This is a genomic window from Streptomyces sp. NPDC029956 (assembly GCF_055574655.1).
This window is the reverse complement of record NZ_JBVHZJ010000068.1, coordinates 29,784-44,147: the sequence shown is the minus strand read 5'-3', so window position 1 is coordinate 44,147 and position 14,364 is coordinate 29,784. Positions and strand designations below refer to the sequence as shown.

Here is a 14,364-nt window from a genome sequence, read left to right as displayed (position 1 = left end):
GGTGGGGGGGGGTGCGGGGGGCGTGGGGGGGGCCCCGCTCTCCTCGCTGTTGTTGCGGCAGCCCCGCGCTTCTTCTCCTTCCCCCCCCCCCCCCCCGCTCTCCCCCCCCCCCCCCCCCGCGGCCATGATCGCGTGCAGGTCCTCGGCGCGCAGGGCCGCTTCGGCGACCTCGTCGAAGGCGGGTGGGTGGACACCTGCGGCGAGGGAGTCGAAGGAGGCGAAGCGTTCGTCGGCGAGGCGGTCGGCGGTCCACACGGCCTCGCCGTGTGCGTGGACGGCGCCGCCGAGCCCGTATCCGTCGGCGATCCTCAGGCCTGGGGTGATCCTCGGGCCGCCTGCCTGTCCGTTGCGGGAACCCTCGGCGGTGTGGACGTAGCAGGCTCCGTGCGGGCCGCGCAGGGTCACGTACGCCAGGTCGAGGCCGAGGAGCCGGCGGGCCCGGCGGGTGATCACGCGCAGCAGGCTGTCGAGGTCGTACGACAGGGTGAGGTCGCGGGCGGTGTCGGTGAGGGTGGCGAGTCCGGCTTCGCGGCTCGCGTCCTGCTCGCGTCCGGCGTTCACCTCACCGGCGAGTGCGACGGCCCGTGCGAGGCGGTCGAGTTCCGCTCCTTCGGTCCCGGCCAGCCGGGCCTCGTCGAGGAGGCCGTCGAAGTGGGCGGGCGGGGCCTGCCGGGCCAGGAGTTCGAGGACCGTGAGCAGCGCGTCGGCACCACCGGCCCCGTCCGCGCCGTGCAAGGTCATGGACCCGTCCCCCGTAGTCGAGCGAAATCGGGCACCTGGGAGGAAACCCGTACTGCCCGCCGAAACTAATTCGGCTTCGGGAGTCGGTCAACGGTGAGTTCCCGCACTTCGTTCCCGGTGAAGGCCCCCGGGAGGTGTCCGGCTGGTCGGACCGGCCATCCTCCGGGGGCTGTGGTGTCGTTCGGGCGGCCGTGCCCGGGGCCGCGTCGGGTGGTCAGCCCAGGGATCCCGCCGGTACGAGCCGGGCCCGCGCGGGGCCGAACCGGGCCGGGACGCCGGACGCGTAGACCGGGCGGACCTCGGTGTTCCGCAGGGCGAGGACCGAACGCTGGAGGCGGCGCAGCCGGGCCGAGGGCTCCATGCCGCTCTCCCCCTTGAGGGCCACGCGCAGCCGCTCGTACACGGTGAGGGCCTCGTCGTGCTGGCCGCAGCGCAGCAGGGCTGCCATGTAGTGGGCGTGGAGGGGCTCGTTGGTGCGGTAGCGGGCGACGAGTCCGGAGAGTTCGGGGACGAGTTCGGCGTGCCGGCCGAGGCCCAACTGGGCTTCCACCCACTGGTCGAGGACGCTCAGCCGCGAGGTTTCGAGGCGCTCGACCTCCCGGCGGAGGCGGGGGCCCGCGGCGACGCCCGCGTAGGGTTCGCCGCGCCACAGGGCGAGCGCCTCGCCGAGGCGGAGTGCGGCGCGGACGAGGTCTCCGGCCTCCATGGCGCGGTATCCGGCACCGGCCGCGCGCTCGAACTGCCGGACGTCGTTGGTGCCGCCGCCGGTGTCGAGCCGGTAGCCGCCGGGCTGGGAGACGAGGATCGCGTCGGCGGTGCGCCGGTCGGACCAGCCGGGGCCGGGCTCCGCGGACGGTGCGCCGCGCAGCGCGCCGGTGATGAGGGTGCGCAACTCGGCTATGTGGGCCTGAAGTTCGGAGCGTGCGCCGCGCGGCGCACCGGACGGCCAGAGCTCCTCGGTGAGCACCGTCACGGGGACGACCTGGTCGGCACTGGCCGTGAGCAGGGCGAGGAGCTGCCGGGGCGCGGCGGCTGTCGGCGTGATCGACACCCCGTGCTCACGTACCGACAGTCCCCCCAGAATCCGGACGTCCACCATGCCCCCTCCATGCCTGTGCGGTGTCAGCGCGCGGGATGACTCTCGATGATTAGAAAAGACCCCCGTAGGCATGTCAATAAGAAACCGTAGGGTACGGAAACCCAACCCGGGATATCAGGGTGATCCACCCCTTTTGGGGGGCTATCTGTGCGTAGGATTTTCGTCACTGGCGCAGACCAACGCATGCCCGAAGACTGTTTCCGGACTCGGAGGTACGCTTTCGCAGGACCCGAGCGGAGGGCGAAGAGGCCGACACGCACGAGTTCACGCCAGAAACCGGCCGCCGGGTACGGTTCCGCGGTCGGCGACCTCCGGGGCGGGCACGCCGAGCGGCCCGTCGGGGCTGCCGACGGGCCGGGGGCGGAGGGCCGGGGGGAGGCGGAAGTGGGGCGGGGCGGGAGTCCGGCGGGGCCTAGGCCCTGTCGTCACACTCTCGCCTGCCCCGCGACGCCATGCACGTGCTCTCGCCGCACCGGGCGCAAGCCCGAGTACTCCAGTACGAGGACTTGTGCCCGGCGCGCCGAGAGCACGCACCTGACGCCGCGGGGCCGCCCTTCGGGCGACGACGGGAGTGTGACGACAGGACCTAGACGACGACGGCGGCGGTCAGCAGGCCGAACGCGACGACGATCAGGGCCGTACGGACGCGGTGGAAACCGTTCCAGCGCTTCTCGAAGGCGGCCCGGACGGCCGACGGCTCGTCACCCGTGGCCTCCGACGAGGCCAGCGCGTTGTTGAGCGGGATGTTGCCGCCGATGGTGACCACGTGGTTGAGGGCAGCGCACACGAGCCCCGCGAGCACCAGCCACTTCTGGGTGTCCGTCCGGCCGTCGACGGGGACGAAGAACGCGGCGACGGGGAAGGCGACCACCCCGAGGAAGACGATCAGGAACACGCCCCTCGGGACGGCTTCGTTGATCCGGCGCATCGCGGTGACGAACTCCGCGTCCGTCAGACGGGCGAGAGCGGGCATGATCCCGGTCTGGAAGATCAGCATGAAACCGGCGTAGAGGCCGGTGCATCCGATGGCGAGGGCGAGCAGCAGGGAAGCCATGCGGTCATTCTCACCCGCTGCCCGCCCCACGCGTCAGCTGTACGGGTCGCCGGATTTCAACTCGCCCTCACCCGTGGGCCCTTCGGTCGGTCCGCGCAGACCGTCGGCCTGCCGTACGGCCTCGGCCAGCTCGCGCACCACCGCCGAGCCCGAACGGCCGGCGAGGGACTCGGCGCGCTCCGCCAGCGCCGGAAGACCCGGGGCGCCCGGCAGGTCGCCGCCCCGCAGGGAGTCCGCGAAGTAGGCCGCGATCGCGGTCAGTTGAAGACTGTCGTGGCCTCCGCCCCACAGGTCGCCGGCGAGGGCGGCCGTGCCGACAGAGCCGGAACGCTCGCGGGGTGCGCGCGTGGCCGGGTCGAGCCAGCGGACGGTGGCGGTGGCCACCGGGCCGGTCGCCCCGGCCCTGGTCCTGACCGCGTACAGCGCGGTGACCGTGTGACCGGCGCCGACCTCACCGCCGTCGACCCGGTCGTTCCGGAAGTCCTCGTCGGCGACCGCACGGTTCTCGTAGCCGATCAGCCGGAACTTCTCGACGGTCCGCCGGTCGAAGGAGACCTGCGCCTTGGCGTCCCTGGCGCGCAGTTCGACATGGGCGGGCAGCTGGTCGACGAAGACCTTGCGGGCCTGCGCGGAGTCGGAGACGTACGTGGTCTGGCCGTCGCCCCGGTCGGCGAGCTGCTCCATGAACGCGTCGCCGTAGTCGCTGCCCACGCCGACGCCGAAGAGGGTGATCCCGTACCGTTTCCGCTCCGCTTCGATGCGTTCCAGGATCGTCCCGGCCTCGGTGGCACCGGTGTTGGCGAGGGCGTCGGAGAGCAGCACGACCCGGTTGGTGGCGCCCTTGCGGTAGCCGTCGACGGCCACGTCGTAGCCGGTGCGGATGCCCGCCTCGACATTGGTGGAGGAGCTCGTCGCGAGGGAGTCCACCACCTCGCGGATCCGGCCGCGGGCATCGCCCACCCGGGTCGGCGTCAGCAGGGTCTCGGCCTGGTCGCTGAAGGTGACGAGACCGATCGAGTCGTCGTCGCGGAGCTCGTCGGCGAGCAGTCCGAGCGACTCCTTGACCAGGTCGAGCCGACCCGGCTCGGCCATCGAGCCGGAGACGTCGACGACGAAGGTGAGGGCGGCGGGCGGGCGTTCGCCGCTCCGGTCCGCCGCGCGCGTGGCGAGGCCGACCCGGACCAGGGACCAGCCGTCCTGTCCGGCGCGGGACCCGTCGAGGGTCACGCTGAACCCGTTGTCCTCCGGACGCGGGTAGTCCGGGCGGAAGCTGTTGACGAACTCCTCGGGGCGCACGGTCGCCGGATCGGGCAGCCTCCCCTCGGCGAGGGTGCGGCGGGCGTACCCGTACGAGGCGGTGTCCACGTCCAGGGCGAACGTGGAGAGGTAGTCGGGTGCGGGCACGGAGGACGGGCGCCGGTCCTCCGCGGCGCCCTCGTCCCCCTCGGGGTTCACGGTGGCCGCTCCCCCGTCGGGGGCCGCCGGGGCGGTCCGGCCGCCCTCAGCCTTCGCCCGGTCGGCACTGGTGTGTTCACCGCCGGCGCCGCAGCCTCCGACGGCCAGTCCGGCCGCCAGCAGAGCCGCGACGGTGGCCGAGAACCGGGCCCGGCGGCGTCCGGCCGCCCCCTTGTCCTGTCGTCCCATGTCATCTCCCCCTCTTGGTAAGCCACTTGTGAATGTGACGAACGAGAGGCCCGTTGGGAGCCGTCGAAGGAGTTGCGGATGGATCTCGATGCGGCAACGGCGACCGGGGCGACGACGCGTGGCATGGATTCGCCATCCTTCTCAACAGGGGTTGTCACCGTGTGCAGTCGCATGCGTACATGGAGTGGACATCGATCGGGCGGGGGTGGTCAGCGGTGGCAGAGAGCGCGGGCTCCGTGATGCTCGCCCGTTCGGCGATGAACCGGGCCGCGACCGAGGGACAGCGGCCCGCGGGGCGCCCGGTCCGGGGTGCGCGGCGCATCAGCGCGGCGCTCGCCGGGCTGGCCGCTTCCACCCGGTACGAGTTGCTGACCTTCGACGACCCGGTCGCGTCGGCGGGCTGCGCGATCCCCGAGCCGTTCCTGGAGCTGGCGGAGGCGTGCATGCGGGCGGCGGCGGAGCGGGCCGGCGAGGTCCGGCGGATCGTTCCGCGCCACGCGCTGCCACGCCTGGAGGGCGGGCTCCGGATGCCCGGGCGGGCCCGGCTCACGGAGGCCATCCCCTTCAAGATGATCGTCGTCGACCGGACGGTGGCCGCGGTCCCGCTCGACCTGGAGCTGCTCTACAACGGGCTGCTGCTGATCCGCGACCCGGTGGTGGTGCAGGCGCTCACCCGGGTGCATCAGCTCTGCTGGGCGACGGCCGAGGAGCTGACGTACGCGCCGCCGCCCCCGCGGCCGCCGTGCGATCTGCCGCCGCAGCTGCGTCCGGTGCTCGACGCCCTGTTGTCGGGGGTCACGGACGAGACGGCGGCGGCCAGGCTCGGCATGTCCGCGCGGACGTACAGCCGGCGGGTGGGCGAGCTGATGGCCGCCCTCGGCACGACGAGCCGCTTCCGCGCGGGCGCGGAAGCGGCTCGAAGGGGGTGGCTGTGAGCAGAAGATCCTAGGTCCTGTCGTCACACTCCCGTCGTCGCCCGAAGGGCGGCCCCGCGGCGTCAGGTGCGTGCTCTCGGCGCGCCGGGCACAAGTCCTCGTACTGGAGTACTCGGGCTTGCGCCCAGTGCGGCGAGAGCGCGTGCATGGCGTCGCGGGGCAGGCGAGAGTGTGACGACAGGGCCTAGGGCCCCGGCAGGGACTGCCGTTCGGAAGCGTCGGTGACCGGTGCCGGTCGGGAGTGCCGGTGGCCCGTGTCGGCCGGTCCTCGCCGGTGGCCCGTGTCGGCCGGTCGTCGCCGGTCGGGAGTCCTCGGTCGGGGCCTACGACACGATGTCCTTGCGGGCGAAGCCGCGGAAGGCGAGCGCGAAGAGGACGAGGGCGTACGTCAGTGAGATCGCCGTGCCCTTCACCATGCCGCCCCACTCCAGCTGGGGCTGGAGCGCGTCGATCCAGGCGAACTGCCAGTGCGCGGGCAGGTAGTCGCGCCAGTCGCCGAGCGCCGTGACGGCGTCCAGGACATTGCCGACGATCGTCAGGCCGACGGCTCCGCCGACCGCGCCGAGAGGGGCGTCGGTGCGGGTGGAGAGCCAGAAGGCGAGGCCCGCGGTGACCAGTTGGGAGGCGAAGACGAAGGCGACGGCGATGCCGATGCGGAGCACCGCGTCCCCGGCGGGCACCGCGCCGCCGGTGGGCAGCTGGAGCGGTCCCCAGCCGTAGGCGACCGTACCCACGGCGAGGGCGACGAGCGGCAGCAGGATCATCGCGGCCGCGCTGTAGGCGAGGGCGACCGTCAGCTTGGAGGCGAGGAGCCGGGACCGGGGCACGGGCGCGGCCAGGAGGTAGCGCAGGGAGGACCAGCTCGCCTCGGAGGCGACGGTGTCCCCGCAGAACAGCGCGACCGGGACGACGAGGAGGAACCCGGCCGAGACGAAGAGGCTGGTCGCGGCGAAGTTGGCGCCGGAGGCGGTCGCCGTGTCCATCAGGGTGATGCGGCCGCTGCCGCCGCGGTCCTGGTCGCCGCCGATCGCGAAGGCGATCAGCAGGACGAACGGCAGGGCGACCAGGATGCCGCCCATGATCAGGGTGCGGCGGCGTTTCCACTGGCGCAGGGCCTCGACGCGCAGCGGCAGGGTGCGCCCGGCGCGGTAGCCGGGGGCGGCGGCCTCCGCGGGTGCCGCGGGAGCCGTGGGGGTGTCGAGCAGCGGGCTCATGCGGCTCCTCCTCCGATCAGGGTCAGGAACGCGTCCTCGAGGCGCCGGTGCGGTCCGACACCGGTCAGCGGCACGTCCAGTCCGACGAGTTCGCCGATGAGGGCGGTCGGGTCGAGGGTGTCGAGGCGGACGAGGATCCCGCCGTCGGTCCGGGTCGCCGTGGCGACGCCCGGGAGGGCGCCGACCTTCTCGACGAGCGCGTCGGGGACGGCCTCCCCGAGGGTGACGAGCAGGGTGTCGCCGGAGCCGGTGATCTCGGCGACCGGCCCGGCCTGCACGAGCTGTCCCCGGTCCATGACGACGAGATGGGTGCAGGACTGCTCGACCTCGGCGAGGAGGTGGCTGGAGACGATGACGGTACGGCCGCCGGCCGCGTACCGGATCATCACCTCGCGCATCTCGCGGATCTGCGGCGGGTCGAGTCCGTTGGTGGGCTCGTCCAGGATCAGCAGGTCCGGCAGGCCGAGCATGGCCTGGGCGAGGGCGAGGCGCTGCCGCATGCCCTGCGAGTAGGTGCGGACGGCGCGGTCGAGGGCGTTGCCCAGGTTGGCGATGCGCAGGGCCTCGTCGACGTGTGCGTCCTCGGCGGGGCGGCCGGTGGCCTTCCAGTACAGGTCCAGGTTCTCCCGGCCGTCGAGGTGCGGCAGGAAGCCGGCGCCCTCGACGAAGGAGCCGACGCGGGAGAGGACCGGGGCGCCGGGCCGGATGGCCTGGCCGAAGACCCGGATCTCGCCCTCGTCGGGGGTGATCAGGCCCATCAGCATGCGCAGGGTGGTGGTCTTTCCGGCGCCGTTGGGTCCGAGGAGGCCGAGGACCTGGCCCTGCTCGACGCGGAAGGTGACGTCCTTGACGCTGTACCGGTCGCCGCCCTTGTACTTCTTGGAGAGCCCGGTGATCTGGAGCGGTACGGCGGCGAGTGCGGGGTCGGGCGCGGGGGCGGCGGTGCGGCGGCGGGCGGTGAGCAGCAGTGCGGCGGCGGCGAGGCCGAGGAGCGGCAGGCCCCAGACCCACCAGGGCAGGGCGGCGGCCTGGGTGTCCAGGCCGGGGTCGGTGGGGACGGTGAGCGGACCCTCGACGGCGACGGTGTAGTCGGCGGGGACGGTCGGGGAGGCGTATCCGAGGTCGGTGGCGGCGACGACGAGCCGGAGCCGGTGTCCGGCCTCCACCTCGTGGTCGATCGCGGGCAGGGTGAGCGTGACGCTCTTCCCGGCCTCGGCGCCGTCGACGCGGACGGGGGCGACGAGCTGGGCGGGCAGCACCTGCTGCCGGCCGTCGGGCCCGACGTCGTACACCTTGGCGAAGAGGACGGCGGAACCGTCGGTGGCGGTGGAGGTGACCTTCACCCGGACGGTGGGGGTACCGGTGATCCGGAGCGGCTCGTCCTGCGGCTTCGCGTCGAACCGGGCGTGCTGGCCGGGGAAGTCGAGGGAGAGGCCGACGCCGAGGGAGGAGAGGCCGGCTACTCCGCCGCCGAGGCCGGGGACGGCCGAGACGGCGGGCGGCGCGGCGCCGGCCGGGTTCGCGAAGGTCTGCGCCGGTCCGGCGAGCGGGATGCCGGTGGCTCCGGCGGTGAGCCCCGGGTAGCGGTCGGCGGTCGCGGCGCGCAGGGTGGCCTGCCCGTCGGTGGAGTCGACGCCGCCGGTACGGCTGACGCGGAAGGCGGGGCCGGTGTCGGCGGAGGTGTCCTTCTTCAGCCAGCGGTCGAACCAGGTGCTGATCCGTCGCTCGACGCGCTCGGTCTCGCGGTCGCCGCCGTCGTGGCCGCCGGAGATCCAGTCGACGGAGACGGGGGCGCCGTTGGCGGTGAGGGCGCGGGCCATGGCGTCGGACTGGGCCAGGGTGAAGAGCGAGTCGGACTGGCCCTGGACGAGCAGCGCGGGCACCTTGATCCTGGAGCCGACGGCGGAGGGGCTGCGGGCTTCGAGGAGGGCACGGGCGGCGGCGTCGGGCTTCCCGGAGACGGCGACGCGCTCGTAGAGGGCGCAGAGCTCGGGGGTGAACCGGCCGCAGGCCGCCGTCTTCTCCGGGGCCTTCTCCGTGGGCGCCTTCCCCGTGGCGTCCTTCCCCGAGGCGACCTTCCCCGGAGGGACCTCTCCCGGTGCGGCCGCGGAGGCGGCTCCGGGCTGGTTCCCCGCGGAGAAGAAGATCCCGGCCCAGAGCTTCTTGAAGACACCGTCCGGGAAGAGGGCGTCGGCGAGGTTCCAGTAGGTGATCTGCGGGGCGATGGCGTCGACGCGTCCGTCGTGTCCGGCGGCGAGCAGGGAGATCGCGCCGCCGTAGGACGCGCCGGTGACGCCGACGCGCGGGTCGCCCGGCTTGTCGAGGAGGACCTCGGGCCGGGCGGCGAGCCAGTCGATCAGCTTCCGGGCGTCCTTGACCTCGTGGTCGGGGTCGTTGAGCCCGACCTCGCCGGCGGAGGCGCCGAAGCCGCGCGCGGACCAGGTGAGGACGGCGTAGCCGTCCCGGGCCAGCTGCTCGGCCTGGGCGCGGACGTCGTCCTTGGAGCCGCCGAAGCCGTGGCCGAGGAGAACGGCCGGCCGGCGTCCGTCGGCGGCGCCGGTGAAGTACGAGGTGTCGATACGGGTGCCGTCGAGGTCGAGCATCCGGTCCGAGCGGTGCACGGGCGGCGGATCGTCCGAGGCGACGGCGGTCCAGGTGCCGGCACCCGCGATGACGGCGAGGACGGCGGTGACCGCGGCCCACCGGGGAAGTCGGAGTCGCATGATGTCGAGCCTAAGCGGACCGCCTGTGCGCCACGGCTGCCCGGAGGCGGAAGTCCCGCACCTCCTCCGGTCGTACGCAGTACGGTCCGCGTACAGCAGACGCGGTACGCGGCCACGCGAACGCGCGAGCACACGGACGCGCGGATACGCGGATACGCGAGCACACGGAGGCGGCATGGAGATCCGGCGGGCGGAGACGGTGGCGGAGCTGCTGGCGGCGGGGCATCTGTACGACGACCCGCCCCGGGAGGACCGGGCGGCGCGCTTCCTGGCGGCACCGGGCCATCTGATGCTGATCGCGTACGCGGAGGACGGCTTCCCGGCCGGGTTCGTCTCCGGGATCGAGATGCTGCACCCGGACAAGGACGCGGAGATGTGCCTCTACGAGCTGTCCGTGGACGAGGGCCACCGGAGGCGCGGGGTGGGGCGGGCCCTGACGGAGGCGCTGGTGGCGGAGGCCCGGGAGCGGGGCTGTCGGGGCGTGTGGGTGGGCGTGGACACGGACAACGATCCCGCGCTCGCGACGTACCGGTCGGCGGGCGCGGCGGACGAAGGGGTGTTCTCGATGCGCGGCTGGACCTTCGCACAGGACCGGTGACCGGAGTCGCCGGGGGCCACCGAGGACACCGAGGACACCGAGGACACCGGAGAACGGCCGACGGCCCCCGGGGCGTGCTGTCAGCACCCCGGGGGCCGTCGCCGTGAACCGCCCGCTCAGTGGTTGCGCGGGAAGCCCAGGTCCACGCCCGCCGGGGCGTCCGACGGGTCCGGCCAGCGGGTGGTGACGACCTTGCCGCGGGTGTAGAAGTGCACGCCGTCGTTGCCGTAGATGTGGTGGTCGCCGAAGAGCGAGTCCTTCCAGCCGCCGAAGGAGTGGTAGCCGACCGGCACCGGGATCGGCACGTTCACGCCGACCATGCCGGCCTCGACCTCCAGCTGGAAGCGACGGGCGGCACCGCCGTCGCGGGTGAAGATCGCGGTGCCGTTGCCGAACGGCGAGGCGTTGATGAGGGCGAGGCCCTCCTCGTACGTCTCGGTGCGCAGCACGCAGAGCACCGGGCCGAAGATCTCGTCCTGGTAGGCCTTGGCCGTGGTCGGCACGTGGTCCAGGAGGGAGAGGCCGATCCAGTGGCCGTCCTCGTGACCGTCGACGGTGTACCCGGTGCCGTCGAGGACGACCTCGCAGCCCTCGTCCGCCGCGCCGTGGACGTAGGAGGCGACCTTGTCGCGGTGGACGGCCGTGATGAGCGGGCCCATCTCGGAGGTGGGGTCGGTGCCGGGGCCGATCTTGATCTTCTCGGCGCGCTCGCGGATCTTCTGGACCAGCTCGTCGCCGATGGAGCCGACGGCCACGACGGCCGAGATGGCCATGCAGCGCTCACCGGCGGAGCCGTACGCCGCGGAGACGGCCGCGTCGGCGGCCGCGTCGAGGTCGGCGTCCGGGAGGACCAGCATGTGGTTCTTCGCGCCGCCGAGCGCCTGGACGCGCTTGCCGTTGGCGGAGGCGGTGGTGTGGATGTACCGGGCGATCGGGGTCGAGCCGACGAAGGAGATCGCGGAGACGTCCGGGTGCTCCAGGAGGCGGTCCACGGCCACCTTGTCGCCGTGCAGGACGTTGAAGACACCGTCCGGGAGGCCCGCCTCGGCGAGCAGCTCGGCGATCTTGAGGGACGGCGAGGGGTCCTTCTCGCTCGGCTTGAGAATGAAGGTGTTGCCGGTCGCGATGGCGATCGGGAACATCCACATCGGCACCATGGCCGGGAAGTTGAAGGGGGTGATGCCGGCGACGACGCCGACGGGCTGGCGGATGGACGCCACGTCCACGCGGTTCGACACCTGGGTGGAGAGCTCGCCCTTGAGCTGGGTGGTGATGCCGCAGGCCAGGTCGACGATCTCCAGGCCGCGGGCGACCTCGCCGAGCGCGTCGGAGTGGACCTTGCCGTGCTCGGCGACGATCAGCTCGGCGATGGCGTCGCGGTTGGCGTCCAGCAGCGCGCGGAACTTGAAGAGGATGGTGGTGCGCTGGGCGAGCGAGGAGGTGCCCCAGGTCGCCCAGGCGTCCTTGGCGGCGGCGACGGCGGCGTCGACCTCCTCGACGGAGGCGAGCGCGACCTTCGTGGTCACGGCGCCGGTGGCCGGGTCGGTGACCGGGCCCCAGTTGCCCGACGTGCCCTCGACGGTCTTGCCACCGATCCAGTGGTTGACGGTCTTGACGGTGTTCGTCATGACGAAATGCTCCTTCAGAGATGGCGGCGTCGGGCGGTGACGTGCCGGTCGTACTCCTCCCGGGCCTTGACCGCCGACGGGCGGGTCGAGGTCTCGGCCACGGGCACATCCCACCATGCCTGGGCCGGGGGCGGGCCCGACACAGTGTCTGGCGTTTCGGTCTCGACGTAGACACATGTGGGAACCGTCGCGCTCCGCGCGTCCGCGAGGGCTTCTCGCAGGTCACGCACGGTGTCGGGGCGCAGCACCCACATGCCGAGGGAGGCGGCGTTGGCACCGAGGTCGACGGGGAGCGGCGGGCCGGTGAAGCCGCCGAAGGTGTCCCGGTGGCGGTAGTCGGTGCCGAACCGTTCGGCGCCGACGGCTTCCGAGAGGCCGCCGATGGAGGCGTAGCCGTGGTTCTGGAGGATGACGACCTTGATGGGCAGTCCCTCCTGGACGGCGGTGACGATCTCGGTGGGATTCATCAGGTACGTACCGTCTCCGACGAGGGCCCAGACGGGCCGGCCGGGGGCGGCGAGGGCGACGCCGACGGCGGCGGGGATCTCGTAGCCCATGCACGAGTAGCCGTATTCGACGTGGTACTGGTCGCCGGACCGGGCCCGCCACAGCTTGTGCAGGTCGCCGGGGAGCGAGCCGGCGGCGTTGATCAGGATGTCGCTGCCGTCGACCAGGGTGTCGAGTGCGCCGAGGACCTGGACCTGGGTGGGGCGGGCGTGCGGGTCGGGTGCGGCGTAGGCGGCGTCGGTCCGCTCCTGCCAGTCCTGTTTGGAGGAGGTCCACTGCGCTGTGTCGTGCCGTCGGTCGTGTCGTCGGTCTTGCCGGTGGCCGCCGAGCGCCTCGGTGAGCGCTTCGAGTCCGGCCCGGGCGTCGGCGACGAGCGGCAGCGCGCCCTGCTTGTGGGCGTCGAATCCGGTGATGTTGAGGCTGACGAGCCGCGTGTCGGGGCGGAACAGGGTGCCGGACGCGGTGGTGAAGTCGGTGAGGCGGGTGCCGATGCCGATGATCAGGTCGCTGGTGCGGGCGAGGGTGTTGGCGGTCGGGGTGCCGGTGTGGCCGATGCCGCCGACGTCGCAGGGGTGGTCCCACGGCAGGACGCCCTTGCCGGCCTGGGTGGTGGCGACGGGGAGGTCGGCCGACCGGGCGAGGGCGCTCAGGGCGTCCTGGGCCGCGCTGTACCTGACGCCGCCTCCGGCGATGATCATCGGCCGTCGGGCCTTCCGGACCGCTGTCACGGCCGCGTCGAGTTCGGCCTCGTCGGGCCGCGGCCGGCGCACGGTCCAGGTCCGCTCGGCGAGGAACTCCTCGGGCCAGTCGTACGCCTCGGCCTGCACGTCCTGCGGCAGTGCGAGCGTGACCGCGCCGGTGTCGGCGGGGTCGGTGAGGACGCGTACGGCGGCGAGGGCGGCCGGGACCAGCGCCTCGGGGCGGGTGATCCGGTCGAAGTAGCGCGACACGGGGCGCAGGCAGTCGTTGACGGACATCTCGCCCGCGTAGGGGACTTCGAGCTGCTGCAGGACGGGGTCGGCGGGGCGGGTGGCGAAGGTGTCGCCGGGCAGCAGCAGCACGGGCAGCCGGTTGACGGTGGCGAGGGCGGCGCCGGTGACGAGGTTGGTGGCGCCGGGGCCGATGGAGGTGGTGACGGCGTGGGCGCGCAGCCGGTTGGACTGGCGGGCGTAGCCGACGGCCGCGTGCACCATGGCCTGTTCGTTGCGTCCCTGGTGGAAGGGCATGAGGTCGGGGTACTCGACGAGCGCCTGCCCGACGCCGGCGACGTTGCCGTGGCCGAAGATGCCCCAGGTCGCGGTGATCAGCCGCTGCCGTACGCCGTCGCGTGCGGTGTACTGCGCGGCGAGGAAACGCACCAGGGCCTGGGCGACGGTGAGTCGGACGCTCATGCGTATCCCTCCGTGTGGTCGGGGTGGAAGCAGATCCGCCACTCCCGTTCGGGGCCGGGGCCGGCCATGACGTTCAGGTAGTACAGGGGGTGGCCGGGCTGGGCGATCGACGGGCCGTGCCAGCCGTCGGGCACGAGGACGGCGTCGCCGTGCCGGACCTCGGCGAGGAGTTCGGCGCCGCCGGGGCGGGAGGGGGAGATCCGCTGGTAGGCGACGGCGCCCGGGTCCTCGATCTCGTAGTAGTAGATCTCTTCGAGGACGGACTCGGCGCCGGGGCGGTGCTCGTCGTGCTTGTGCGGAGGGTACGAGGACCAGTTGCCGCCGGGCGTGACGACCTCGACGGCGATGAGCCGGTCGCAGGCGAAGGCGTCCGCCGAGGCGAAGTTCCGTACCTGGCGGGCGCGGTTCCCGCTGCCCCGGGTCTCGACGGGAACCTCCGGCGCGGGGCCGTAGCGGGCGGGGAGTCGTCGCTCGCACTTCGCTCCTGCCAAAGCGAAGCGGCCTCCCGCGCCGGAGGCGATCTGGGCGTGGCTGTCGCGCGGTACATAGGCGAAGTCGGTCACTCCTTCGAACACGCTCGTGCGGCCCAGGAGTTCGAGGATCTCGCCGTCGACGCGCACGCTACAGGCACCGGAGAGGGGAAGCACGACCCATTCCGAATCCCCGCTCTCGAAGGAGTGGATCCCGCCCGGTCCGAGGGTGAGGACGCGGAGGGCGGAGTACGTCCAGCCGGCCCGCCCGGGGTCGATGTCGAGCCCGTACGGGCCTTGGGCGGCGGTTCCGGCGGGGAGGTGGAGGGACGGGGGGTGATGGGTGCTCATGACTCACCC

11 protein-coding genes are annotated in these 14,364 nt (G+C 73.1%); 2 read left to right on the top strand and 9 right to left on the bottom strand.

The window, feature by feature from the left end:
* The 4 genes from ACZ4XX_RS35245 to ACZ4XX_RS35230 form a co-directional block, all read right to left on the bottom strand.
* A partial coding sequence (locus ACZ4XX_RS35245; RefSeq protein ID WP_468511926.1) for a GAF domain-containing protein occupies positions 1-741 on the bottom strand: 741 nt, incomplete at its 3' end.
* A gap of 214 nt (positions 742-955) precedes the next feature.
* Positions 956-1,837, bottom strand: a complete 882-nt coding sequence (locus ACZ4XX_RS35240) for an AfsR/SARP family transcriptional regulator (protein ID WP_468511929.1) — start codon at positions 1,835-1,837, stop codon at positions 956-958.
* A 589-nt stretch (positions 1,838-2,426) separates the two neighbouring features.
* Complete coding sequence (locus ACZ4XX_RS35235; protein WP_468511925.1) at positions 2,427-2,894, bottom strand: anthrone oxygenase family protein; 468 nt, start codon at positions 2,892-2,894, stop codon at positions 2,427-2,429.
* A gap of 33 nt (positions 2,895-2,927) precedes the next feature.
* Positions 2,928-4,538, bottom strand: coding sequence for a vWA domain-containing protein (locus tag ACZ4XX_RS35230; RefSeq protein ID WP_468511924.1), 1,611 nt, complete (start codon positions 4,536-4,538; stop codon positions 2,928-2,930).
* 215 nt (positions 4,539-4,753) lie between these two features.
* Between ACZ4XX_RS35230 and ACZ4XX_RS35225 the strand changes: the two genes are divergently transcribed.
* Positions 4,754-5,473 carry a helix-turn-helix domain-containing protein gene (locus ACZ4XX_RS35225; protein ID WP_468511923.1) on the top strand — a complete coding sequence of 240 codons (720 nt, stop codon included), beginning with the start codon at positions 4,754-4,756 and terminating at the stop codon, positions 5,471-5,473.
* Positions 5,474-5,796: 323 nt separating this feature from the next.
* Here the strand turns inward: ACZ4XX_RS35225 and ACZ4XX_RS35220 are convergent, their stop codons facing one another.
* Together ACZ4XX_RS35220 and ACZ4XX_RS35215 are read right to left on the bottom strand one after the other, a co-directional pair.
* Complete coding sequence (locus ACZ4XX_RS35220) at positions 5,797-6,687, bottom strand: ABC transporter permease (RefSeq protein ID WP_468511922.1); 891 nt, start codon at positions 6,685-6,687, stop codon at positions 5,797-5,799.
* Positions 6,684-9,410 (bottom strand): CocE/NonD family hydrolase, encoded by a 2,727-nt coding sequence (locus ACZ4XX_RS35215; RefSeq protein WP_468511921.1) that lies wholly within the window; start codon positions 9,408-9,410, stop codon positions 6,684-6,686. The genes ACZ4XX_RS35220 and ACZ4XX_RS35215 overlap by 4 nt, the downstream gene beginning before the upstream one ends.
* Positions 9,411-9,585: 175 nt before the next feature.
* Between ACZ4XX_RS35215 and ACZ4XX_RS35210 the strand changes: the two genes are divergently transcribed.
* Positions 9,586-10,008 carry a GNAT family N-acetyltransferase gene (locus ACZ4XX_RS35210; protein ID WP_468511920.1) on the top strand — a complete coding sequence of 141 codons (423 nt, stop codon included), beginning with the start codon at positions 9,586-9,588 and terminating at the stop codon, positions 10,006-10,008.
* A gap of 116 nt (positions 10,009-10,124) precedes the next feature.
* Here ACZ4XX_RS35210 and mmsA read toward each other — a convergent pair whose 3' ends face one another.
* The 3 genes from mmsA to iolB are packed head-to-tail and all read right to left on the bottom strand — an operon-like array spanning position 10,125 to position 14,355.
* Positions 10,125-11,636 (bottom strand): CoA-acylating methylmalonate-semialdehyde dehydrogenase, encoded by a 1,512-nt coding sequence (mmsA, locus tag ACZ4XX_RS35205; protein ID WP_318209895.1) that lies wholly within the window; start codon positions 11,634-11,636, stop codon positions 10,125-10,127.
* A gap of 14 nt (positions 11,637-11,650) precedes the next feature.
* Complete coding sequence (gene iolD, locus ACZ4XX_RS35200; protein WP_468511919.1) at positions 11,651-13,534, bottom strand: 3D-(3,5/4)-trihydroxycyclohexane-1,2-dione acylhydrolase (decyclizing); 1,884 nt, start codon at positions 13,532-13,534, stop codon at positions 11,651-11,653.
* Positions 13,531-14,355, bottom strand: coding sequence for a 5-deoxy-glucuronate isomerase (gene iolB / locus ACZ4XX_RS35195; protein ID WP_468511918.1), 825 nt, complete (start codon positions 14,353-14,355; stop codon positions 13,531-13,533). The genes iolD and iolB overlap by 4 nt, the downstream gene beginning before the upstream one ends.
* Positions 14,356-14,364 lie beyond the last annotated feature (9 nt).